We start from the raw sequence: 23,418 nt of genomic DNA on the forward strand, positions 1-23,418 counted from the left end.
CGGGCATCGTTAACTTAAGATACAAAAGCGGTCTGGAGATGGTGGGTCAAGATCACTACAGCCAAGGTCTGTGCCAGATCATAAAGGGCATCTTCTTCTTCAAGCATATCAATTGCATCTTCCGGCGCTTTTAGCAGCGGCCCGGTCGCGTCAAAAAGTCGCGGATCTGATGAAAGCCCGCCGGGAATAAACGGAACTGATTCACATGATACGTAAGGGGCAATATCAGCACCCTGCCGGGGACGGGATGTCCCCGACAGGCAAGGAGGAATGGCGGGTCAGTCGTCACTGACCCAGCCACAAATAATTCGTGATGCAAGTCACGCATTCAGCAGAAAGTTACCCCATAAAAACGTGACCCCAGTCACATAACACCAACCATATTGCTCATTAATTAACCATTTCACTTTTCTCACCAGACATAAATGTGATACCAATCACTAAAAACAACCCTTTCCCCCAGTCACAATGGTGATATTCATCACAATTTAGTCAGTGACTACGCAGCGTCATATTCGCGTGATAGAGTCCACCTGCATACAGTGATACTGACGGCTCCCCGCCAACCTGTTCTAAACAAAAATCAACGCGCGCTCTTATTTTTGTCAGCGCGTACTAATAAGAGGTGTATTTTTATGTCCTCATCAGATATCAAGATCAAGGTGCAGAATTTTGGTCGCTTTCTGAGCAATATGGTGATGCCAAACATCGGGGCGTTTATCGCCTGGGGTATCATCACCGCGTTGTTTATTCCGACCGGCTGGCTACCAAACGCTACCATGGCCAAACTGGTTGACCCGATGATTACCTACCTGCTGCCATTGTTGATCGGTTATACCGGCGGTCGTCTGGTCGGTGGTGATCGCGGGGCCGTCGTCGGGGCGATAACCACCATGGGTGTGATCGTCGGCGCCGATATGCCCATGTTCCTTGGCTCAATGATTGCCGGTCCTCTGGGCGGATGGGCTATCAAGAAATTCGATCAGATAGTCGATGGCAAAATCAAAAGCGGCTTCGAAATGCTGGTCAACAACTTCTCTGCCGGTATTATTGGTATGTTGTTGGCGCTTCTCGCATTCCTCGCCATCGGCCCGCTGGTTGAAGGGCTGTCACACATCCTCGCCTCGGGTGTGAATGTGATGGTGCAGAACAACTTATTGCCACTGACCTCAATCTTCGTGGAACCGGCAAAAATCCTGTTCCTCAACAATGCCATCAATCACGGTATCTTCTCGCCGCTGGGTATCCAGCAGGCCAGCGAAGCCGGTAAGTCGATCTTCTTCCTGATCGAAGCGAACCCAGGCCCGGGCATGGGCGTACTGATGGCGTATATGTTCTTTGGTCGTGGCAATGCCAGGCAGTCTGCGGGCGGCGCGGCTATCATCCACTTCCTGGGCGGTATCCATGAGATTTACTTCCCTTACGTGCTGATGAACCCACGGCTGATAATCGCCGTTATCCTGGGGGGAATGACCGGGGTGTTCACCCTGACCTTGCTGCATGGTGGCCTGGTTTCTCCCGCCTCGCCGGGCTCGATTCTGGCCGTACTGGCCATGACGCCCAAAGGCGCTTATTTCGCTAACATTATCGCCATCATTGCCGCTTTTGCGGTCTCTTTTGTGGTTTCTGCCGTGCTGTTAAAAACCAGCAAAGCGAAAGAAGGTGATGATATCGAAGCAGCCGCTCGTCGCGTCAATGAAATGAAGGCCCAGTCGAAAGGCCAGAACAGCTCGACAACCACCGCAGCGGATGGCCTGAACGGCGATCTCAGCCATGTGCGCAAAATCATCGTCGCCTGTGATGCCGGTATGGGGTCCAGTGCCATGGGCGCGGGCGTGTTACGCAAAAAGGTCAAAGATGCAGGCCTGACAAACATCTCCGTCAGCAACACCGCCATCAACAACCTGCCAGGTGATGTGGATCTGGTGATTACTCACCGTGATTTGACCGAGCGGGCAATGCGCCAGGCGCCGCATGCGCAACATATATCGCTGACGAACTTCCTCGACAGCGGCCTGTATACTGACCTGACGGCACGTCTGGTCGAAGCTAATCGCAGCGCGGATAACCGTGAAAAAGTCGCCACAGTGCTGAACGACAGCTACGATAACAGCCAGCAACACCTGTTTCAGTTGAGCGCCGCCAACGTGTTCCTCGGCAACCACGCCACCAATAAAGAACAGGCGATCCGCTTCGCTGGCGAGCAATTGGTGAAAGGCGGTTATGTTGAACCAGAATATGTTGAAGCGATGCTTGACCGCGAAAAGTTGACCTCGACTTACCTGGGCGAGTCTATCGCCGTGCCGCATGGTACGATTGACGCGAAAGATCGGGTGCTGAAAACCGGCGTGGTATTTTGTCAGTATCCGGATGGCGTGCGTTTCGGTGAAGAAGAGGATGATATTGCCCGTCTGGTTATCGGCATCGCCGCCCGTAACAACGAGCATATCCAGGTGATTACCAGCCTGACCAACGCGCTGGATGATGAAAGCGTGATCGCCAAACTGACCAGTACCACTGATATTCAGGAAGTACTGGATCTGCTGTCGGGTAAACAACCGGCTTAAGCGGAAAAGAACCATAAGTATGACCTCCCAGGGCCGGGCATGCCCGGCTCTTTCTTCGAGCCCGGCTTGTCCGGCCTTATCGTTAATACGGGAAAAAATTATGCAAGCTCTTCATTTTGGCGCGGGTAATATTGGCCGCGGTTTTATTGGTAAATTACTGGCTGACGCCGGTATTCAGTTAACATTTGCCGACGTTAACCAGGTGGTACTGGATGCGTTGAATGCCCGCCACGAATACCCGGTGCATGTGGTTGGCGAGCAGTCTCAGGTCGAGCTCGTCAAGGGAGTGAATGCGGTTAACAGTGCCAGTGATGACATTATCCCGCTGATCGCTGAGGTTGATCTCATTACCACCGCGGTAGGGCCACAGATCCTTGAACGTATCGCCGGGGGTATCGCCAGGGGTCTGGTCAAACGCAGCGACAGCGGTAACCGTCGTCCCCTGAATATTATCGCCTGTGAAAACATGGTACGCGGTACCTCGCAGTTGAAAGGCCACGTGATGAAAACGTTGCCTGAGCAATATCACGCCTGGGCTGAAACCAACGTTGGCTTTGTCGATTCCGCGGTGGACCGTATCGTGCCGCCTGCGGAAGCCGGTACCACCGATCCGTTGGAGGTGACCGTGGAAACCTTCAGCGAATGGATCGTCGATAAGACCCAGTTCAAAGGCGATTTACCGGTCATTGCCGGTATGGAACTGACCGACAATCTGATGGCCTTCGTTGAGCGCAAATTATTCACGCTGAACACCGGCCACGCCATCACCGCTTATCTGGGTCAGTTGGCAGGGCACAAAACTATTCGTGAGGCGATCCTTGATCAACACGTGCGTAACGTGGTGAAAGGCGCAATGGAAGAGAGCGGTGCAGTGTTGATTAAACGTTACGGCTTTGCCGCTGACCAACACGCCGCTTACATTGAGAAAATCCTTGGCCGCTTCGAAAATCCATACCTGAAAGATGATGTGGAACGCGTGGGCCGCCAGCCGCTACGCAAACTGAGCCCGGGCGATCGACTGATCAAGCCCACGCTGGGCACGCTGGAATATGGTTTGCCACACACCAACCTGGTGACCGGCATTGCCGCGGCGTTGCATTACCGTAGTGAGCAAGATCCGCAGGCGCTGGAACTGGTTGATCTGCTGTCCCAACTGGGGGTACAGGCAGCGCTGGCGCAGATATCGGGCCTTGAGGAAGACAGCGAGGTGGTGGCATCCGTCGTGAAGGCTTACCTCGCGATGGCATAATAGCGCCGCTTCCGGCTGCAGCAAAGAAAGGGACAGGGCATGGCGACACCGTCGTGCCCTCCACAGCGGTGGAACCGCAAAGTTTGAGTACGATATGCAGGCGCTTATGGAACAACCACAGTCTTTTGAGAATCGGGTGCTTGAACGCCTGAACGCTGGACGAACCGTCAGGAGTTTTTTGATAACGGCGATAGAGCTGTTGAGCGAGGCGGTCAACCTGCTGGTCATTCAGGTCTTTCGCAAGGATGATTATGCCGTAAAGTATGCGGTTGAGCCGTTGTTGCTGGGAGATGGTCCATTGGGCGAGTTGTCGGTCAGGCTGAAACTGATTTACGGCCTGGGAGTGATTAGCCGCAACGAGTACGAAGATGCCGAGCTGCTGATGGCGCTGCGCGAAGCACTGAACGATGACGGCAGCGAATATCACTTTACCGACGACGAACTGCTTGGCCCCTTCAGCGAGCTGCATTGTGTGACCGCCCTCCCGCCCTGTCCTGACCTGCCCAGTGATGATAGTGATCTGCGCGCCATGCTTCAGCAACGCTACCAGCAGGTGGTTCGTTCCACCATGGTCCTGTCGCTAACCGAACTGATTTCCCGGATCAGCCTCAAACAGGCTTTCAAAAAGTAGCCCATGCCTTTTCCCTCTTACCGCTACTTTCGTGTATCCTTGCGGCAATAAATCACACCATGGTTAATGACAATGAAAGAACAGGTTCAGGCAGAAATTAAAAATCTCAGCGATAAGCTGGATGCCCTGACACGCAGGGAACCGCAGTTGCTGGAATCCGGCGATGCGGAAAAACTGGGGGCCCTGCTGAAAGAAAAAGAAGCCGTGCTGGCAGAGTTGGAACGACTGCGCAACGTCCGTGAAAAAACGCTGAGCAAAGAAGCGCAAAAGCTCCAGCAGATGCCGTTCAGTCGTACTATCACTAAAAAAGAGCAAGCCAATATGGGCGCGCTAAAGAAAAGCGTTCGTGGCATTGTGGTGGTTCACCCCATGACCGCGCTGGGCCGCGAAATGGGTCTGAAAGAGATGACCGGCTTCGCCAAAACCGCATTTTAAGCCGTTTCGCCGCCACAAGCATTCTACGCGTCTCCCGCACAATGTCGTTTTCTTGTTAAAACATGTCGTAAAAATAACCTTTTCTCTTGGTGGCTATGTCAGGATAACCACCATTCATGAGGTATTTTACGGGGAAAACGCATGCGCATCATCGAAACCGCATGGATAACGCTCAGCGATGGCTGCCGACTGGCGGCGCGCATCTGGTTGCCAGAAAGCGATGATCCGGTTCCCGCGGTGCTGGAATACCTGCCATACCGCCGTCGTGATCGCCACCGTGGCGACGATGCGATTCTGCATCCGGCACTGGCGGCATGCGGCTATGCCGCTGTTCGGGTCGATATGCGCGGTGCGGGAGACTCCGATGGCACCATGAACGATGAATACACGCCGCAGGAATGGGCAGATGCCTGCGAAACCATCGCCTGGATCGCGGCCCAGCCCTGGTGCTCCGGGGCGGTTGGGATGGTGGGTATTTCCTGGAGCGGCTTTAACGCACTGCAAATCGCCGCGCTGCGACCGCCCGCGCTGAAGGCCATCGTCACCACCTGTTCCACCGATGACCGTTTCGCCGATGATATGCATTATATGGGCGGCGCATTGCTCAATGATAACCTGCAATACGGCGCCACGCTGTTCACCTGGACGCCCACCCCACCCGATCCACTGATCGTCGGTGACCGCTGGAAAACACTGTGGCTGGCGCGCCTGGCCGCGATGGACATCCCGCCAGCAGCGCGCTGGATGAGTCACCCGACGCGTGATGCCTACTGGCAAAGCGGTTCAGTATGCGAAGATTACCATGCCATTGAAGTGCCGGTCCTGGCGGTCGGTGGTTGGGCTGATGGTTATAGCAATACCATACTGCGCCTGCTGGAAGAGTTGTCGGGGCCGCGCAAAGGGTTGATTGGTCCATGGGGACACGCCTTCCCCCATGTCGCGACACCGGGCCCCCGTATCGATTTTATCCGTTACCTGCAGCGCTGGTTTGATCACTGGCTGAAAGGCCAAGACAGCGGCCTGATGGACGAGCCAATGCTCACCTACTGGATGCAGCAAGCGGAAACACCCCGTACGCATTACGAGAACCGTCTGGGGCACTGGACCGCGGAAGCCGCCTGGCCCAGCCCGGCCCTTGTGCCGCAAATCTGGTATTTAGCCGCTCAACGTTTACACACGTCTCCTGTCGGGGCTTTCGCGGTCAGCGTGCGCTCACCGGCCACCACGGGCCTGGCCTCCGGCGAATGGTGCCCCTATGGCTCCGGGCCGGATATGCCGGGCGATCAGTATGAAGACGATGCGGGTTCCTGTTGTTTTGACAGCCCGCCGCTTGACGCGCCCCGGCAAATTGTTGGTCAGGTGCAGGTTGAGCTACGCCTGACGGCAGATACCCCGCAGGCGTTGGTCGCGGTGCGCCTGAACGCGGTGGCCGCGGACGGCAGCAGTATTCGTATCAGTTATGGCCTGCTGAACCTGGCGCATCGCCACGGCCATCACCCGATCCAGCCTCTGCCGCCTGGCGAAGAAGTTGTCGTTTCACTGGCGCTAAAAGCGGCTGCTTTTGAGATTCCAGCCGGTTATCGTCTGCGCCTGGCGGTGTCATCGTCCTACTGGCCGCTCGCCGCGCCATACCCCTGGCTGACCCGCCTGACCCTGCACGCGGGGCGGATTATGCTGCCACTGCGCCAGTATGCCTGCGCCGCCCCGGATCTGGGAGAAGGATGGGCGCCACCGCCGCTGGACGCCGAGGTACTGACGCCAGCACAGCGGGGACGCCTGCGCCTGACGCGGGATATGGCAAATGGCGATACCACTCTGGAAGTGGTGCGCAACCTCGGCGCGCTGCACCTCAATGAGACCGATCTGCGTCTGGAGGCGCTGGGCCATGAACATTACCGGATTAATCCTCTGCATCCAGCCAACGCCCACGCCGAAGCGGTGCGCCACGCCAGTTTCCTCCGTGGAGACTGGCATGCCAGCGTGGATACCCGCAGCGTATTAACCTGTGACGACAATGGCTGGTGGCTGGACTCAACCCTGGAAGCCCGCGACGGTGAAACCCTTTGCTTTTCACGGCAGTGGCGGCACCATTTTCCGTTCGCTGCCGCTGGCAGGGAGCAGGGATAATGCGTATCGGCCTTGTGCAGGTCGCAGATGCCCCCGCCACCCCACAGGACATGGTGCCCTGGCTGGCGGCAGCACTCAATCCATTGCCAAACGCCCAGTTAATATTGCTCCCGGAACTGGCGCTGTGCGGCTATGACTGCCCACAAAAAATTAACCAAATGGCGATCTCCGTCGATAGCAAGACCATGCGCCATATTGCGATGCTGGCGCGTGAGCGCGGTCAGGCGCTGGTGTTTGGCTATGCCGAACGGGCTGGAGAACGTCTGTATAATGCGATGTGCGCCATCAGCGCCCAGGGGGAGATCCTCGCCAATTACCGCAAGACCCACTTGTGGTCTGGTTATGAAAGCGCCCTTTTCACTCCCGGCGAATGCCTGCAAATCTTCACACTGCAAGGGATGCGCTTTGGGATGGCGATTTGCTACGATCTGGACTTTCCGGAAATCAGCCGTCTGTATGCACAGCATGGCATGACCTGTCTGTTGTGTATCAGCGCCACCACGCGCGATTACGCGTTAATCCCGCAACAACTGGTGCCGGCTCGCGCTTATGAAAACGGCTGTTTTGTCGCGTTCGCTAACCGGGGAGAACTGCAGGGTAATATCCCCTGTGTGGGCATGAGTCGAGTGGTCGGGCCTGATGGTCAGCCGCTGGCTGCCCTGCCGGGCGCTGGCACAGGCACCCTCTCCGCCACAGTGGAGAGGGCGGTACTGCGCCAATGGCGCAAACGGCATCCCGCTCTGGCAGAAAGTCGCCACCGGTTATACCGGTTGACCGATCACTGATATTTCGCGCGCCGTCCACGTCGTATCCCTGACGGCAGGAGACCAAACAGGCGGCGAAACCAGGTGGCGAAATGAGAGGTAGAATTAAACCCCACCGACAGGGCGATATCGATGACCGACTGATCAGAGTAGATCAACATTTCCCGCGCCTGGTTAAGACGCAGCTCCAGATAATAGCGCTGGGGTGTTTTCGCCGCATATTGCGCAAACAGTCGCTCCAGTTGACGTCTGCCGACACCGCTATGACGGGCCACTTCGTCGAGCGTCAGCGGTTCCTCCAGATGCGCCTGCATCAGCGCGATGGCGCTCTGCACCGCTGGCGGCGCGGCGTTCGGTAATGCCGCGCCGCCCCGTTGCTGTTCCTCCATCGTGCGTATCCGATCATAATGAAACTGGCTGGCGACGGCGTGAGCCTGCTGTTGCCCGAACTGGCTGGCAATCAGATGCAACATCATATCCATCGCCGCAGTGCCACCCGCACAGGTCAGACGGTTACGATCGATTTCAAACAAAGAGCGGGTACAATGAATATCGGGCCAGCTTTTACTGAACGCCGCCAGGCTTTCCCAATGAATAGTGCAGCGATAGCCTTTTAATAAACCACTTTTCGCCAACAGAAAGGTCCCGGTCGACAACGCGCCGATGGCCACCCTCTTGCGTGCCGCCTGGCGCAATACGGTCAGATAACCACGTTCAAAACGCGGCGCCACCACCCGTTCTCCTCCGCAAATCAGCAGATAATCGGTTTCCTCCAGCACCTTATCGACAGGCAGGGTGGCAAAAGGGATGCCACTGGCTGCGGTTATCGTCTCGCCGTTCAGGCTGGCCAGATGCCAGCGAAATGTTTGCCTCTCCTGCAAACGGTTGCAGGAACGCAGCGGCTCAATCGCTGAAGACAGGCTCATCATGGAAAAATCATGGCCCAATAAAAAGGTAAACACACAAGGTTTCGTACTCTGCATTCTGGCCGTCACGTTACGCCAATCCTCCCCCCTCAGGCATATCCTTACTATGCCTGAGTCGTGGACGGCTGCGCCATAAAATCCCGGTGGTTGACCGTGCTATGTCAGGAAATTATCCGCCCCGCCCCGGCGCAAAGCGCCGCTGCCACTGGCGGTCAAATACCGGCTGCTGATTTTCCCATGCTTCGTAGCGCGACGTTAGCTGCAATTCTCCTGCCACCCAGCACAGATGCATTTCTGAGCGCAATTCAATTTGCCAGCCTGGGCGATGATAACGCTGAATTCGCCGCGAGCTCATGCTGGCGCTGTCGCGCTGTTGCCCAATGTCATAAACATCATGGCTTTCGCCGTCGAATGTCAGGTCGCCAATACGGGTTTTTTGACGCTGGGCATCCATCATCAGTTGCCAGCGATCCTGCCCGGCATCCCAGTGAATTTGTCGGGTGCTGAGCTCTTCCGCCAGTACCTCATGCGCAATGGGCGGCGCGGCGCAGGCGGGAGGAAACGCGTCCGGCTTATCCGTCACCTCAGATGGGCGCAGCGGTACATGCAGGCAGGCGCTGGACGGGAAGATACGTACCGCCCCCTGTTCCGGTTCGGCCCAGACCATCGGCCAGTAGGTGGTGGATATCGCCAGCCGCAGACGTTTACCCGGACTGAAACGATAACTGACGCCTTTTAACGCCAGTTCGACGCGGAAAGCGGCGCCAGGCGCCACCTCTTTTGGGCGTACCAGTCGGTGTACGCCAAAAGTCACGCGTCCGGACAAACCATCGGCCGCCACCTCATTCAGGCGTAGCACCAACAATGCCGAAGGCGTCTCGAACGCCACCTCCAATGTCAGTATCACTTTACCCAGCACCAGCAGTTCCCCGGTCAGCGGCAGGGTATCAAAACAGCAAGAGAGCGCATCATCCAGACGTTGATCGTGCTGGAACTCCGGCGCGCTGCCTCCGCCATCGCGCGGACACCATTCCCCCGCCATCAGGCCACAATGCGTCGGACTATCAATAATCAACTCAGGTTGTGACGCGCAGGCTTGATCGCGTAACTGTCCCGCGGCCAGCCAGAAGCACCGTTCCCGCGGTGTCGGCGGCCAGCCTGGCGCGCAAATCCAGTGCCCGCCAAGAGCGAAATGCGCCGCATCTGGCCGCAATGCTTCGCCCTGCCAAAGATGCAACGCCGGTTCCACCATCACGCCGTTTTCCTCGTCCAGTAGCCAGCGCCGCCACCAGCGCACACATTCCGCCAGGAAATCTATTGCCGGACCAGGCGTGCCCCAATGTGGATAGATATGCGTCCACGGACCGATCAGCGCCTTACGCGGCACCGATAAATGTTCCATCATGCGCAGGATGGCATCCGGGTAACCATCAGTCCAGCCGCCCACCGCATAGACCGCGCACTGAATGGCGGCATAATCTTCACAGACCGAACCATGCCGCCAGTAATCATCGCGTTGAGGATGGGCCAGCCAGTGGTGTAATGGCGGTTCCATCCCTTCCAACCGTGACAGCCAGTGCTGCCGCCAGGCCTCTCCCAGATAGTGCGGGTCCAGCGGCCGCCCCAGTTGGGTAAAAAGTCCACTGCCCCATTGCAGGCCATCTGTCAGTAATGCACCCCCCATATAATGCACATCATCACGGTAACGATCATCGGTGGAACAGCAGGTGATAATCGCTTTCAGCGCCGGAGGACGTCGTGCCGCCACCTGTAAAGCGGCAAAACCGCCCCACGAAATACCGATGATCCCGACCCGGCCATTACTCCACGGCTGGCGGGTCACCCAGTCGATCACTTCCAGCGCATCATCCTGCTCCTGCGCCAGATATTCATCACGCAGTAATCCGGTTGAGTTACCGCTGCCACGCAGATCCACCCGCAACGCGGCAATACCCTGCGCCGCGAAATAACCATGCACCATTGAGTCGCCGACCGCGGTGTTATCCGACTGACGATACGGGATCCATTCCATCACCAGCGGCACACGCGGCGCTTCTGCGGGTAGCCACAAACGGGCGGCCAGCAAGGTACCGTCTTGCAAGGGAATGGTGACTTGCTGATAATCGGGAACCGTCAGTGTGGTGTCAAACGACTGAGGCATATCACTCTCCTGGATAAAAAGGTTAACTTATCTTTGATTGCGTTGACTCAACGCCGACCAACAGGCAATCGCCGCGCTACCAGACAGGCTCAGCAGACCGCCAATAATCAGCGTCAGCGGCAGACCCATCGCATTGGCAACCACACCGCACACGATGGCGCCCACGGGCACCGTGCCGATCAGCATCATGGAATAAAACGACATCAGCCGCCCACGCAGGGCATCCGGAACCCGGTGCTGCAACAAGGAGTTAGAAGACAGGTTTTGCGTCAGGATGGCATAGCCAATCAGCGCGGCGATAATGCCGCTCAGCCAAAAATGGTGCGACAAGCCGATAGCGATTTGCGCCAGCGCCAGCATCAGCGACGCCCACAGCGGCCAGGGCTGCATTGCCGCGACATGGCTTTTCCACGCCAGCCGCAGAGCAGCAATCAGCGCGCCAACGCCAGTGCTACTCATCAGCATACCCGCACCAGCCGCACCGTGACGCAATACCTTGTCCGCCAGCATCGGCAAAAATGAGAAGTACGGTACGCTGGTCAGGCTGCACAGCCCCACCAGGAGCAGAATGCGTAATGCTTCACGATCCTGACGCAAGAAACGTAATCCTTCGCGCATTTCCTGCCAAATGCTCCCCTCTCGTGGCGGCAGTGGACGCGGCGGCACGCGCAGGGTCAGTAAAAACATAATCAGCGGAATATAAGAGAGCGCGATCAGGGCGAAACACCACCCTTCCCCCAGTTGATCCACCAGAAAGCCACCCAGTGCAGGGCCAATCAGCCGCGCACCATTAAAGATCACGGAGTTGAGCGCCAGCGCATTACCCAAATCCTCATACACCACCAGATCAACCACCAACGACTGCCGACCAGGCAGATCGAAAGCGTTGATCAGACCCAGGCCCAGCGCCACCACAATCGCCATATTGCCAGTAATGCTGTGAGTAAAGGTCAGTAGCGCCAGCAACGCCATTAATAACGTCAGACCGCACTGGGTGGCGATCAGCAGACGTCGCCGATCACAGCGATCGACAATCACCCCGGTAAATAACCCAAAGAACAGAATCGGCCCCTGGCTACAAAATGCCAGCAGCCCCAGTAAAAAGGGCGAGGACAAACCCAGTCGCCAAACCAGCCAGCCCAGGGCAATGGTCTGCACCCAGTTACCAATTACCGCTAAAAACTGACCGCTAAAAAAGCGCCGGTAATTAGCGTGCTGTAATGCCCTGCCCAGGTTACGAAATCCCTTTTTAGGCGTAAGGGGAATACGTGCAGTCGTCAAAATAGCTCCCGCATCAAGTCCAGTTAAAGAAGATAAAACGCCAGATTGCCCCCTGGCGAGGGTTAACGACGCCCTGGCCGCCCCGGTCAGGCGGGTTTGACTTCGCGGAACAACGCCCACTGCCCGTCCGGCGTCCAGGCTCCCTTAATTGATGTCGGCGTCACCCAGGCATTGCTGCCGTGATAAAGAAAGACATACGCCCCTGTCTCTTCCAGCTTGTCCTGTAACTGTACATACATCGCCGCGCGTTTCGCCGCGTCCTCCTCAACGGCCGCTGCGCTGTTCAGTTGATCCCAGCTTTTGTCACAGGTACGTTGCGTGTTCCAGATCCCTACCTGTGAGCAGGTGAACCAGGCAGTTACCCAGCTCGGATCAGGTGCGGTAGTGAAGGTGGTGATACGCAGTTGAGAGTCTTTCCAGGCATCGCCTGCCGCCTGTTGCCCGGCGGCGACAAACGCCGCGCCGTCCATTTGATTGATGTGCAAGGTGATGCCAATTTCCGCCAGTTGCGCCTGTATCACCTGGGCAATCGTGTTGATATCGCTGGAAGTACTGAAGTCCAGACGCAGTTGTAACCCGGTGACGCCCGCTTGTTTAAGCAGATCTTTGGCGGTATCGACTGCGTAGGGATAAATATTTTTACTGCGTGCGCCCGCCAGCGGCGGCGGCACCAGGCCGTAAGCGGGCTTCACCGTGCCGCCGAAAGCAGCGTCGAGCACCTCTGGCACATTAATCGCTTGCTGAATAGCCCGGCGCACGCGGATATCTTTCAGTTTGGGATGATCAACATTCATCCCCAACCAGGTGTAGGCCAGCGCCGGACGCAGGGTCAGTGTCGCATTGCCGCCACCCTGGTATTTAGCAACCGCGCTGAGGTTTATTTTGGTCATGTCCAGATCCCCAGCCTCGAACGCTATTTCCGCGGTATTTAAATCACCGATAGGCAGCAACTGAATCTGGTCATAATATGTCGCCGGACCATGCCACTTATCATTACGTACCAGGGTCAGTTTTTCCCGTGGCGCCCAGTTACCAATCCGGTACGGACCAGAACAGGCCAGCGGATCGGTGCCGATTTTTTTGTCCTTCGCGGCTTCCACTGCCTTTTTACAGATGATCAGCCCGGATGCATGCGGCAGGGTACTGGTGAACAGCGGCGAGAACGGGTGTTTCAGGTGGATTATCCCCTCGTAGGTCCCGGTGACCTCCACATGGTCGAGCGCCTCCCAGTCGCTGGCGTAAATCGCTGACAGTTTCGGATCGAGGAAACGTTCGTAAGAGTATTTGACATCTTCTGCGGTCATCTCACCGAAATTCCCGCTCCATAAGATCCCCGGCTTTAATTTAAAATGGATAGTCAGGGGACTAACCTGCTCCAGCGTTTCTGCGGCGTCCAACTGCCAACCCCACTGGGTGCCTGATTTGTACTGGCATAACCCAGAGTAGACAGCAAACATCACCATCTCGTCATACCAGCCACTGCGGTTGGCCGGGTCGAGATTAGTAATATCTTCATCGTTTTGCACCCGCAGGATTTTTGCATCGCCCTCATCACCGGCGGCATACGCCATACGCCACCCGCCTGGCAGCAGCACGGATCCAGACGCGCCCGCCGCCAGAATTGCTATCGTTTTCAATGCATCACGTCTGTTCATTACAGGGCCCTTCATCGATCTCTCCTGCACCGCCTACGGCGCTTAACCATTAATTAGAGGGGTGTGACAAGAAACCACGTGTTCATCGTGCAAAACACGCAATTGCGGCGCCTGTCGGCGACACTGCTCTGTCGCCAACGGGCAGCGGGTATGGAACTCGCAACCCGGTGGTCGTTGGGTCAAGGTGGGGACATCACCTTGCAGGATACCGCTGGCGGATTTCGCTTTCGCACTGAGCAACGCCCGGGTATAGGGATGGGCTGGCGCCCGAAACAGCCTCTCCGTCGGGCCGCTTTCGACAATACGCCCAAGGTACATAATCGCGATGCTGTCAGTGACATGCCGGGCGATCGGCAAATTGTGAGTAATCATCAGATAGCTCATCCCCAGTTGCCGTTGCAGCGCAGTCAGCAAGTTCAACAATTCGCCCTGTACCGATAAATCCAGTCCGGCCGTCGGTTCATCGGCAATAATCAGTTTTGGCCGTAACGCCAGTGCGCGCGCGACCGCCACCCGGCGCGCCTGGCCACCGGATAGCTGATGGGGATAACGATCAAGAAACAGGGGTGGCAGCCCCACCTGCTCCAGCAGTCGGGCGGCGGTTTGGCGGCGATCGACCACCATACTGTTAACGACAAAGGGTTCCGTCACCAGGTGCGTCACCGTCATCCGTGGGTCAAGCGCCGCCATCGGGTCCTGAAAAATCAAACCGATTTCACGCCGCAGCGGACGCCATGAAAAATCGCTCCCGTCACGCGGTTCCCAGCCATTCACCTGAATGGTGCCCCGGCTGATCGGCGCCAGACCTGCCACCGCACGCCCCAGCGTCGTTTTACCGCTGCCGCTCTCGCCGATAAGCCCCACGGTTTTACCTGCGGGTACCCGCAAACTGACGCCTGCCAGCACCTCGATATGACGCGACGCACCCGGTTTCAGACGGCTGAACAGGCTACCGGTCCGGTAACGCACCACCAAATCGTCGATCTCAAGCATGTTGGGTCACCTTATGGCAGCACACCATCCGCGTCCCATCAGCAGACAAGACCGCGGATGGGGTCTCCTGCGCACAGGGGGCGAACGACTCAGCGCAACGCGGCTGGAAGGGACACCCCTGCCGCGCCATGCCCGGCACCGGCACCGAACCGGCAATAAACGGCAGTTGGCGCGTCGGTGTGGTGATCCGCGCCGGATCACAAGCCAACAACGCGCGGGTATAAGGATGCGACGGCGTGGTAAATATCTCCGCACACGGGCCGGTTTCAATCAACTCACCGGCATACATCACCGCCACCCGGTCACATAACGAGCTGACCAGATGCAGATCATGGGTGACGAAAATAATCGCCCCATCTACCAGACGTCGACTGGCATTAAGCAATTCCACCACCTGCATTTCAGTGGTGGCATCCAGCGCGGTGGTAGGTTCATCGGCAATCAGTAATTCTGGTTCGGTGAGCAACGCGGCGGCGATCGCGATACGCTGGCGTATCCCGCCGCTCAATTCGTGTGGATATTGCCGCATACGCCCCTGCGGGTCGGAAATACCAACGCGCTCCAGCATCGCAATAGCACGCGTCCGTTTCTCTCGTCGGGAGCCGGTTTTATGGTGCTGGAATGCCACCAGTTGTTTGCCGATGGTCAGTACCGGATTCAGCGCGGTAAACGGATCTTGCGATACGGTGGCGATACCGTTACCCCGTAGCTGGCGTCGCGCCGTCGCCGACAGGGTCAGCAAATCCTCACCATGCCAGCACAACCGCCCACTGGCGTGTGCGTTGTCCGGCAACAACGTTAACAACGCGCTGACCAGCGTCGATTTTCCTGAGCCACTTTCTCCCACCAGCCCGAGCACTTCGCCTTTTTGCAGGTTGAGAGAGATGTTGCTCACTGCTTTCACCGGACCATCGGGAGAGTTATATGTGACGGATAAATCATCAATTTCAAGCAAGTTCATCTTACTTATCCTTCCTTGTGGCAACGTGGGCGAAACGGGGATCCAGCGCATCGCGCAATGCTTCACCAAGGAAGGTAAACCCCAGGGTGGAGAGAATAATTGGCGCACCGGCGGCAATCACGATGTGCGGAGCCTGCCGGATCCACACATAACCATCATTCAGCACCGTTCCCCAACTGGCGTCAGGTGCCTGCACGCCCTGGCCCAGAAAGCTCAATCCGGACTCAATGGCGATCACGGCCGGAATATCCATCGCCACCAGTACCAGCAATGTACCTGTCATATTAGGCAGGAGATGACGGGCCACCACATTCAATGGCGAAGCCCCCATGGCCCGCGCGGCAATAACATATTCCCGCTGGCGCAATACCCGCGTCTGACCACGAACCACCCGGAAATAGCCTGGCGTCATGAAGGTCATCACAATCACGATAATGGTAACAACGCTGGAACCCATCACCGTGACTGCCGCCAACGCAAACAGGATCATCGGAATCGACATGACCGAATCACATAGCAACATCAGCAAAGTGTCGAGCGTACGCGGACCATATCCCGCCAGCAGACCGAGGACAGCCCCCATCGCCAGCGCACACCCCGCGCCAAGAAAAGCGACGGTCATCGCGATGCGGGTGCCATAAATCAGACGTGAAAGGACATCACGCCCCAGTTGATCATTGCCCAGCCAGTAGGTGATGCTGGGCCCTTTCAGACGTAGTGCGGCCTTAATGGCAAACGGGTCGTGTGGGGCCAGCCAGGGCGCGAAAATGGCGCAAAGGATCATGGCGCTGACGCAAATCAGGGCAAAACGCCCCATTCCCGTGGCCCAGACTCGCTGCGGTACACGCCAAAGAGAAGCCACGCTGCTCGCGGGCGCTACAGGTTCAGTTTGCGGTGTTAAGGTGGTGGTGACAGCCATGATTACAGCTCCTGACGCGTACGCGGGTCGAGCAGGGTATTCAGTAAATCAGCCACCAGGTTAGCCAGCACGTAAAGTGCCGAGGTGACCAGTACGGTCCCCATGACGACCGGAAAATTACGCGAAATCACCGAATCATAGGCCAGTTTGCCCAGACCCGGCCGGGCAAAGACAATTTCCGTCAGCACTGCACCGGATAACAACGATCCCATCCCGACGCCCAGTACCGATACCACCGGCACCACCGCTATCGGTAGCGCGTAACGCAGTACAATCCAGCCGTCGCTAATGCCAAAGGCGCGACACGTCCTGATATGGTTCTCTTGCAATACCTCCAGCATCGACGCGCGCACCAGACGCGCCAGATATCCTACCCAGCTCAGACTGACGGTCAGCGCGGGCAACACCAGCGCATGAAATTGTGAAGCAATATCGCCAGCGCGCCCGGCGCCAATAGCGGGGAACCAGCGCAAGGTGACGGAAAAAATCAGCATGGCGTAAATCGCCACCACGAAGGCGGGTAATGAGATAACGCTAATCGAAAGGATCCCGATCAATCGATCCACCCAGCCGTTTTGCCGTAACGCGGCATAACATCCCAGCGGAATACCCAGCAACATTGCCCAGGCAATCGCCGCCAGCGCCAGTAGCAAGGTATCAGGCAGCGCTCTGGCAATCAGTTGATTTACCGGACGATGGGTTAATACATCCTCACCCAGATCGCCGCTCGCCACATGGGCGATAAAACGCCCTATCTGTACCGGCACGGGCTTATCCAGCCCCATATGTTCACGCAATGCCTGTTTTTGCGCCTCCGTTGCCCGTGGCCCCAGCGCCACCGCGGCGGGATCGCCCGGCACCAGGAATACCAGACAAAACAGTACCGAAATGGCCAGCCACATCACCACTGCGGCCAACATCAACCGCCGAAAAAAATACAGCACCATAGACGCCCCGGTTAAGCATTACCGCGCCGCAAACATCTGCATAACACCGACCATCGCGGTACGAAGACGTCAACAGATGATTGGGCGCACAGTTGCACACCCCGGCGAAACATGCCGCCGACCAGAAACAGTAAGAGGTAGTACTAAAAATCTTGTCAGGCTTTAGCCGGGATAAAGGTCAGATTTGCGACAGGCTTTATAACGAAAACGACATATAAGAAGACAGTATGTAAAGCGGAGGGAAAAGCGTACCGGGAAATGGCCGTGTCGATGCGGAGAACCGCAGCGGAGATTAATCCCGCTGCAGGCATAACGTTGCTGAACAGGCCGGCCCGACCCTCAGCAACTTCGCACGGTAAAGGCGCTGCGCATTGGCAGGCCTTTTCATGACGGTGGTGATTATTTTTTGGCGTATTTCGCTTCCAGCGTGGCAAACCACGGAGCGATGAAGTCGTTTGATTCACCCCAACCAGGAATAATTTTATTGAGGTTAGCGATATTGACCGCCATTGGCTGCCCAGCCAATTGCGACTGAGAAATGGCCGATGCTTTAAACTGATAAGTCGCTGGCGTGGCTTCGCCCGCGATTTTATTGGCCACCAGCCGCATATTGATTGCCCCAATCAGTTTGCTGTCCACCGCGACGGTTTGTTGCCACGGGCTGTTTTTCTGCTGCATCAGTTGCAGATCCTGGTTAGAGGCATCGATGCTGTACAGTTTGATTTCCGTGCGGCCATTTTCCTGCAACGCTTTATAGGCACCCTGAGCAAACGCATCCCAGGACGCCCAGATCGCATCAATCTGACCTTTCGGATATTTGGCGAGGATAGCGCCAACCTTGTTTGCGGTATCGCCCTGCACATCAGAAGAGACCGCGCCGATGGATTCCAGTTGATGAATGCCAGGATTCGCTTTCAGCACTTTTTCATACACGACCTGACGACGATCCATCGCCGGGAAACCCGCCACCCACAATTTGACGATATTCGCCTTGCCATGGCTGTCTTTGATCAACTGATCGAGAGAAAGCTGAGCCAGCGAGGCGTCGTCCTGCGCGGTCACCGTCACCCCGTCAACCGGCTGGTTTACCGGGGTATCAAACACCGATACTTTGATGCCGGCATCAGCAATACGCTTAACCAGCGCCGTGGAATACGGGTCTTTACCATGCGAAAGGATGATGCCGTCATACTTCTGACTGATCGCCTGATTAACGAAATCCTGGAAGCGCGCGTCGTCACCATTACTCAAAAAGGCGCTGACCTTGAAGCCGAGTTTACGGCCTTGCTGAATGGCGCCAGCCACAAACTGCGTGGTGTTGTCGTCAGACCCCAGGTTACGAATAATAGCGATACGTATCGGGCCAGAGTGGTTAGCCATCGCCGCCGGGATAGCAGCGGTATCCGCGAAAGCAGGTATGGCGGTCAGCAGACTGATAGCCAGTAGCGAAGTGGTCAGTTTTTTCATTGTTATTACTACCCTGTCAGACGGTGTTAAGCGCTCAGCGGCGCTGGATGTAAGTGATAGCCAGTGCCACAGCCAGCACCAGGCCTTTGATAATGTCCATCGCATAGTAGGGAACGGAAAGCATCACTAATCCGTTCTGCAATACGCCAAGAATAATGGCGCCCACCAGCGTTCCCAACGCGTTGGGCTTGCCCGACCCCGCCAGAGAAAAACCGATCCAGGCCGCCGCGACTGCATCCATCAAATAACCGCCGCCGGCATTGACCTGCGACGATCCGATGCGGGAGGCCAGCAAAATGCCGCCAAGCCCCGCCAGGAGCGAAGCCAGTACGTAGGCCAGCACCCGATAGCGGTTAGTGCGAATGCCGGACAAACGGGCCGCTTCCGGGTTGCCGCCAATGGCGTACATCCGGCGACCATATTTGGTCAGTGACAGACCCAGTTGGGCCACCACTGTGACCACCAACATGATAATCACGATGGTCGGTACCTGCCCCAGCAGCGAGAAGTTAGCCGGGATGGTGCCTTCCGCCATGTCTCCGCTCGGCATCACCATGTTTTCGGTAATGGAACCGCCAAAGCTCCAGGTCATCGCCACGCCCTGCACGATAAACAGGCTGGCCAGGGTGGCTAACATGTCGGGAATACGCAGAATAACGATAAGAAACGCGTTAAACAGACCCACCAGCGTACAAAGCAGTAAAGTGATGGCAATGGCTGATGTTGATCCGTAGCCGTACCAAACAAACAGCGAAATAACCAGTGAGTTTGCCAGGGAAGCAGTAGAGCCGACCGACAGATCAAATCCGCCAATCGTCAGGGAAATCGACACACCGATAGCGATCACCGTGACGATGGCGATCGACCGCAAAATGTTGATGATGTTGGTGGGTTCAAGAAAACTGTCAGAAGCCAGGCCAAAAGCGACGATCAACGCCACCACGGTCAGCAACATCCCCCATTTATAGAGAAATTCAAACAATTGGTGACGCAGTGGCGTCGCCTTCAGGGAAAGTTCTTTGCTGCTCACGCAGGCGTTCCTCCGGTGGAATAAAGTAAAAGTGTTTCTTCATCAACGTTTCGCGCATCCATTTCCGCCACAATACGCCCGTCCCAGAGCACACAAATGCGATCACACAAGCCGACCAGCTCAGCAAATTCACCCGAGGCGTAAATCACCCCTTTTCCCTGGCGGGCCAGGCCGTCAATCAGTTCAAACAGGTCAGTTTTGGCTTTGATATCAACCCCTTTGGTCGGCTCATCAAAAATCAGCACCTCCGCGTCGTTACGCAGCCATTTGCCTATCGCCACTTTCTGCTGATTCCCCCCAGAGAGGCGGCGTAAAATCTGCTGAGGGCCAGTGGTACGCACGCCCAATTTCTGGATAACATCTTCGGCCCAGCGCCATGCCTGGCGATGCCCAAACAGGCTCCAGCGTGAAAAGCTGTTATCCGCGGTTACACTGAGGTTCATCACCACCGACTCATCGATAAAGATGCCCTCTTTCCGGCGTTCTTCCGGGATCAACGCCATGCGATTTGCTACCGCCGCGTGGGGTGATGTCGGCTTCCACGGCCTGCCATGCAACTCGCCTTTAGTGACCCGGCTGTTACTGGCACCAAACAACGCCTTACACAACTCGGTTTTACCGGCACCAGCCAGACCCGCGATGCCAAGAATTTCGCCTTTACGTAGCGTCAGCGAAATGTTGCGCAGCAGCGTGTCATCATGCAGACCGTCCACTTTCAGCAATGTTTCATCACGGCACGGCGGACGTCGCGCAGGATAAATATCCGCCAGTTGATGACCGAGCATCTTCTCGACGATCTGCTCGCCGCTTAATTCAGCCAGTGGACCTGATTCAATCAGGCGGCCATCACGCAGTACGGTCAGTTGATCACAGATGGCGCGCAGCTCGTGGATACGGTGGGAGATAAAAACCACACCAATGCCGTTCTGTTGCAGGCGGCGAACCACAGCAAACAGCCGCTCGCTTTCATGCTGATCCAGCGGCGCGGTAGGTTCATCAAGGATTAAAAAACGGCAGTGGTGAGATAAAGCACGGGCCAGCAAGATCTGCTGCTTTTCAGCCAACGAGCACTGATCGATACGACGGCGTACATCCAGCGAGACATCCAACTGCGCCAGTAACGCGTTAGCTTGTTGACGAATGTCGCCCCAGTGATAAAGCTGGCCCCCTTCCGCCAGGTGGTCGAGCATGATGTTTTCCGCCACGCTCAGGGTGGGCACCAGCGCGACATCCACCTCCTGTTGCACCAGATGAATGCCCAACTGTTTGGCGTCGCGAGGGGAACGAATCGACACCGGTTGCCCGTCCAGCAGAATGTCACCACTGTAGCTATCATATGCGCCGGACAATACCGCCATCAGTGTCGATTTCCCTGCACCGTTGGCCCCGGTCAGGGCATGGATGGAATGGCCTTCCAGGCAGAAGTCCACCCGGGTTAGCGCTGAGAAACCGCCAAAAGCGATGGATATTTGACGCATTTCAAGACGATTAACCGCAGTCATGAGCGTATTTCTCTTACGTGATAAATAACTGTGTTGCCGCATTTTTTATGGATTTTTCATCGCGGACAACTAACGAAAGCGCATAAGCTAACACAAAATGATATTAGCCATCCAGACGCCCAGACACTTAAGAATATAAAACCATAATCAATCCATTAAGCAGAGCAAAGATGTTAAACCAGCTCATCTTTTAGTATTCCACTCGGCATAAATGCCAGGCAACCCCTCGGTAAATTGGCACTATTTGGCAACACCAGCGGCAAAGAACAAAAATTTCAGGCACAAAAAAACCGACGAAGCCAAACTCCGTCGGTTTATCGTCACAATTTAAGACGGTAAATTATTTTGCTGCAGAGAAACGCACCGCCGCTTCGTCCCAGTTGACCACTTCCCAGAACGCTTTGATGTAGTCAGGACGTTTGTTCTGATATTTCAGATAGTAAGCATGTTCCCATACGTCCAGGCCGATGATTGGCGTCCCGGAAACACCCGCGATCGCTTCACCCATCAGCGGACTATCCTGGTTAGCCGTAGAAACCACCGCCAGTTTGTCGCCTTTTTTAACCAGCCATGCCCAGCCAGAACCGAAACGCGTCGCTGCCGCTTTTTCAAATTCTGCTTTGAAGGCGTCAACGCTGCCAAAGTCTTTCTCAATCGCCGCTTTCAGGTCGCCACTCAGCGTCGTACCGGTTTTCAGGCCTTTCCAGAAAAAGCTGTGGTTTGCGTGGCCACCCGCGTTGTTACGCAGCACGGTTTTCTTATCCGCAGGGACCTGATCCAGTTTAGTGATCAGTTCTTCCACCGGCAGGCTGGCAAACTCGGTGCCTTCCAGTGCAGCATTGGCGTTGTTAACATAAGTCTGGTGGTGTTTGGTGTGATGGATTTCCATCGTCTGCTTGTCGAAATAGGGTTCCAATGCGTCGTAAGCGTAAGGCAGGGATGGCAGTGAATAACTCATGTTCATCATCTCCATTATTTGTATCGTTGACGGCGGCTGATTAGCCCCGCGTAAACAGTAATATCATTATAGTTAAATAAATGATCTGGAAAAGGGTTATCAATGCCCCGATGTTAGTAAGGACATGACGAGCAGCGGGCATCATCCTTGCGTTATAACGTTTTCATTTTCTGGGCGACAAAATGATCTAAATCCCTGTCTGGCCAGACATGCTCTGCCCGGCAGCCCCGCCAACAATGCACTTTTTTATATTGAGTTTCAACCAACTGCATTAGACAGCGGTCTGATGAGAGGCTTTACTCCTGGAAAATCACCCCCTCATAATAAGGTTCGTACACATTCCACCACGGTATTCAGAGAAAGAAGGATGCAAGATGATTAAGAAGGACTGGTGTAGCTGGACAGGGATTGTGCTTGGGGCAATTGCCTTAATACTGGCGTTAACCCATTTCATGACAGGCCCATTTACCCCTCATCCTTCACTGGAAAGCCTTGTCGCGGAGAAAACCGTCGCGATAAAACACGCCGCGATTAGCGCATTGCAAGGGAAAGAAATCATCACAACCCCCCTTCCTCGCGCATGGGATATCGACCGCATTATTTCTGCTGTGGTTGCCGTATTTGCCGCCAGCTCCATCCTCCTGGGGGCGCTGGGCGGACTGCTGCGTAAAGAAAATAAACATGCGGCCATCACTGCGGTTTTACTGGGCATCGGTACTGTTGCGCTACAGTTTGCCATCATGGCGTTTGGCGTCGTCCTGCTGATTGTACTGATTACTGGTGTGGTGAGTGCTCTGACCGGGTAAATTAACGAAAAAGGGCTGAAACGAATTTCAGCCCTGCCG

19 protein-coding genes and 1 pseudogene are annotated in these 23,418 nt (G+C 56.0%); 7 read left to right on the plus strand and 13 right to left on the minus strand.

Going from position 1 to position 23,418, the window contains the following annotated elements; genetic code table 11:
* Window positions 1–53: 53 nt before the first annotated feature.
* A pseudogene (locus tag EH228_RS20540) lies at window positions 54–197 on the minus strand (AraC family transcriptional regulator); the annotation flags it as partial.
* A 438-nt stretch (window positions 198–635) separates the two neighbouring features.
* On the opposite strand from EH228_RS20540, the gene EH228_RS12240 reads away from it, so the two are divergent.
* The 6 genes from EH228_RS12240 to EH228_RS12265 all read left to right on the plus strand — a co-directional run bounded on the left by EH228_RS12240 (window position 636) and on the right by EH228_RS12265 (window position 7,794).
* Window positions 636–2,567 (plus strand): PTS mannitol transporter subunit IICBA, encoded by a 1,932-nt coding sequence (locus tag EH228_RS12240; RefSeq protein ID WP_152321935.1) that lies wholly within the window; start codon window positions 636–638, stop codon window positions 2,565–2,567.
* Between the two features lie 100 nt (window positions 2,568–2,667).
* Entirely contained in the window at window positions 2,668–3,816 is a 1,149-nt protein-coding gene (mtlD, locus tag EH228_RS12245) for a mannitol-1-phosphate 5-dehydrogenase (RefSeq protein ID WP_152321936.1), read from the plus strand.
* A 94-nt stretch (window positions 3,817–3,910) separates the two neighbouring features.
* A complete protein-coding gene (mtlR, locus tag EH228_RS12250; RefSeq protein ID WP_152321937.1) occupies window positions 3,911–4,447 on the plus strand; it encodes a mannitol operon repressor MtlR in 537 nt (178 codons plus the stop codon).
* A 72-nt stretch (window positions 4,448–4,519) separates the two neighbouring features.
* The gene (locus EH228_RS12255; protein WP_152321938.1) at window positions 4,520–4,882 is read left to right on the plus strand and encodes a YibL family ribosome-associated protein; all 363 of its coding nucleotides are present in this window, start codon (window positions 4,520–4,522) and stop codon (window positions 4,880–4,882) included.
* A gap of 141 nt (window positions 4,883–5,023) precedes the next feature.
* Window positions 5,024–7,009 (plus strand): CocE/NonD family hydrolase, encoded by a 1,986-nt coding sequence (locus EH228_RS12260; protein WP_152321939.1) that lies wholly within the window; start codon window positions 5,024–5,026, stop codon window positions 7,007–7,009.
* Entirely contained in the window at window positions 7,009–7,794 is a 786-nt protein-coding gene (locus EH228_RS12265; RefSeq protein ID WP_152321940.1) for a nitrilase-related carbon-nitrogen hydrolase, read from the plus strand. Before EH228_RS12260 ends, EH228_RS12265 begins: the two co-directional genes overlap by 1 nt.
* Here the strand turns inward: EH228_RS12265 and EH228_RS12270 are convergent.
* The 12 genes from EH228_RS12270 to sodA form a co-directional block, all read right to left on the minus strand.
* A complete protein-coding gene (locus EH228_RS12270) occupies window positions 7,788–8,756 on the minus strand; it encodes a GlxA family transcriptional regulator (RefSeq protein ID WP_152321941.1) in 969 nt (322 codons plus the stop codon). The two genes, EH228_RS12265 and EH228_RS12270, sit on opposite strands and share 7 nt — an antisense overlap.
* Before the next feature lie 112 nt (window positions 8,757–8,868).
* Window positions 8,869–10,860: a CocE/NonD family hydrolase gene (locus tag EH228_RS12275; RefSeq protein WP_152321942.1), complete on the minus strand. Its 1,992-nt coding sequence runs from the start codon at window positions 10,858–10,860 to the stop codon at window positions 8,869–8,871.
* A 27-nt stretch (window positions 10,861–10,887) separates the two neighbouring features.
* Entirely contained in the window at window positions 10,888–12,141 is a 1,254-nt protein-coding gene (locus EH228_RS12280) for an MFS transporter (protein WP_193323338.1), read from the minus strand.
* 86 nt (window positions 12,142–12,227) lie between these two features.
* Complete coding sequence (locus EH228_RS12285; protein WP_204902659.1) at window positions 12,228–13,796, minus strand: ABC transporter substrate-binding protein; 1,569 nt, start codon at window positions 13,794–13,796, stop codon at window positions 12,228–12,230.
* 42 nt (window positions 13,797–13,838) lie between these two features.
* Window positions 13,839–14,789: an ABC transporter ATP-binding protein gene (locus EH228_RS12290; RefSeq protein WP_152321945.1), complete on the minus strand. Its 951-nt coding sequence runs from the start codon at window positions 14,787–14,789 to the stop codon at window positions 13,839–13,841.
* Entirely contained in the window at window positions 14,782–15,750 is a 969-nt protein-coding gene (locus EH228_RS12295; protein WP_152321946.1) for an ABC transporter ATP-binding protein, read from the minus strand. Before EH228_RS12295 ends, EH228_RS12290 begins: the two co-directional genes overlap by 8 nt.
* A 1-nt stretch (window position 15,751) precedes the next feature.
* Window positions 15,752–16,669: an ABC transporter permease gene (locus tag EH228_RS12300; protein ID WP_204902660.1), complete on the minus strand. Its 918-nt coding sequence runs from the start codon at window positions 16,667–16,669 to the stop codon at window positions 15,752–15,754.
* A gap of 2 nt (window positions 16,670–16,671) precedes the next feature.
* Window positions 16,672–17,616 carry an ABC transporter permease gene (locus EH228_RS12305; protein ID WP_152321947.1) on the minus strand — a complete coding sequence of 315 codons (945 nt, stop codon included), beginning with the start codon at window positions 17,614–17,616 and terminating at the stop codon, window positions 16,672–16,674.
* Window positions 17,617–18,015: 399 nt separating this feature from the next.
* Complete coding sequence (locus tag EH228_RS12310; protein ID WP_152321948.1) at window positions 18,016–19,083, minus strand: sugar ABC transporter substrate-binding protein; 1,068 nt, start codon at window positions 19,081–19,083, stop codon at window positions 18,016–18,018.
* 34 nt (window positions 19,084–19,117) lie between these two features.
* Complete coding sequence (locus tag EH228_RS12315) at window positions 19,118–20,113, minus strand: ABC transporter permease (protein ID WP_152321949.1); 996 nt, start codon at window positions 20,111–20,113, stop codon at window positions 19,118–19,120.
* The gene (locus EH228_RS12320; RefSeq protein WP_152321950.1) at window positions 20,110–21,615 is read right to left on the minus strand and encodes a sugar ABC transporter ATP-binding protein; all 1,506 of its coding nucleotides are present in this window, start codon (window positions 21,613–21,615) and stop codon (window positions 20,110–20,112) included. Before EH228_RS12320 ends, EH228_RS12315 begins: the two co-directional genes overlap by 4 nt.
* A gap of 340 nt (window positions 21,616–21,955) precedes the next feature.
* Window positions 21,956–22,573, minus strand: a complete 618-nt coding sequence (sodA, locus tag EH228_RS12325) for a superoxide dismutase [Mn] (RefSeq protein ID WP_152321951.1) — start codon at window positions 22,571–22,573, stop codon at window positions 21,956–21,958.
* 374 nt (window positions 22,574–22,947) lie between these two features.
* Between sodA and EH228_RS12330 the strand changes: the two genes are divergently transcribed.
* Complete coding sequence (locus EH228_RS12330) at window positions 22,948–23,379, plus strand: hypothetical protein (RefSeq protein WP_152321952.1); 432 nt, start codon at window positions 22,948–22,950, stop codon at window positions 23,377–23,379.
* Window positions 23,380–23,418 lie beyond the last annotated feature (39 nt).

The organism is Erwinia endophytica, assembly GCF_009295515.1.
GTDB classification, from domain to species: domain Bacteria; phylum Pseudomonadota; class Gammaproteobacteria; order Enterobacterales; family Enterobacteriaceae; genus Erwinia; species Erwinia endophytica.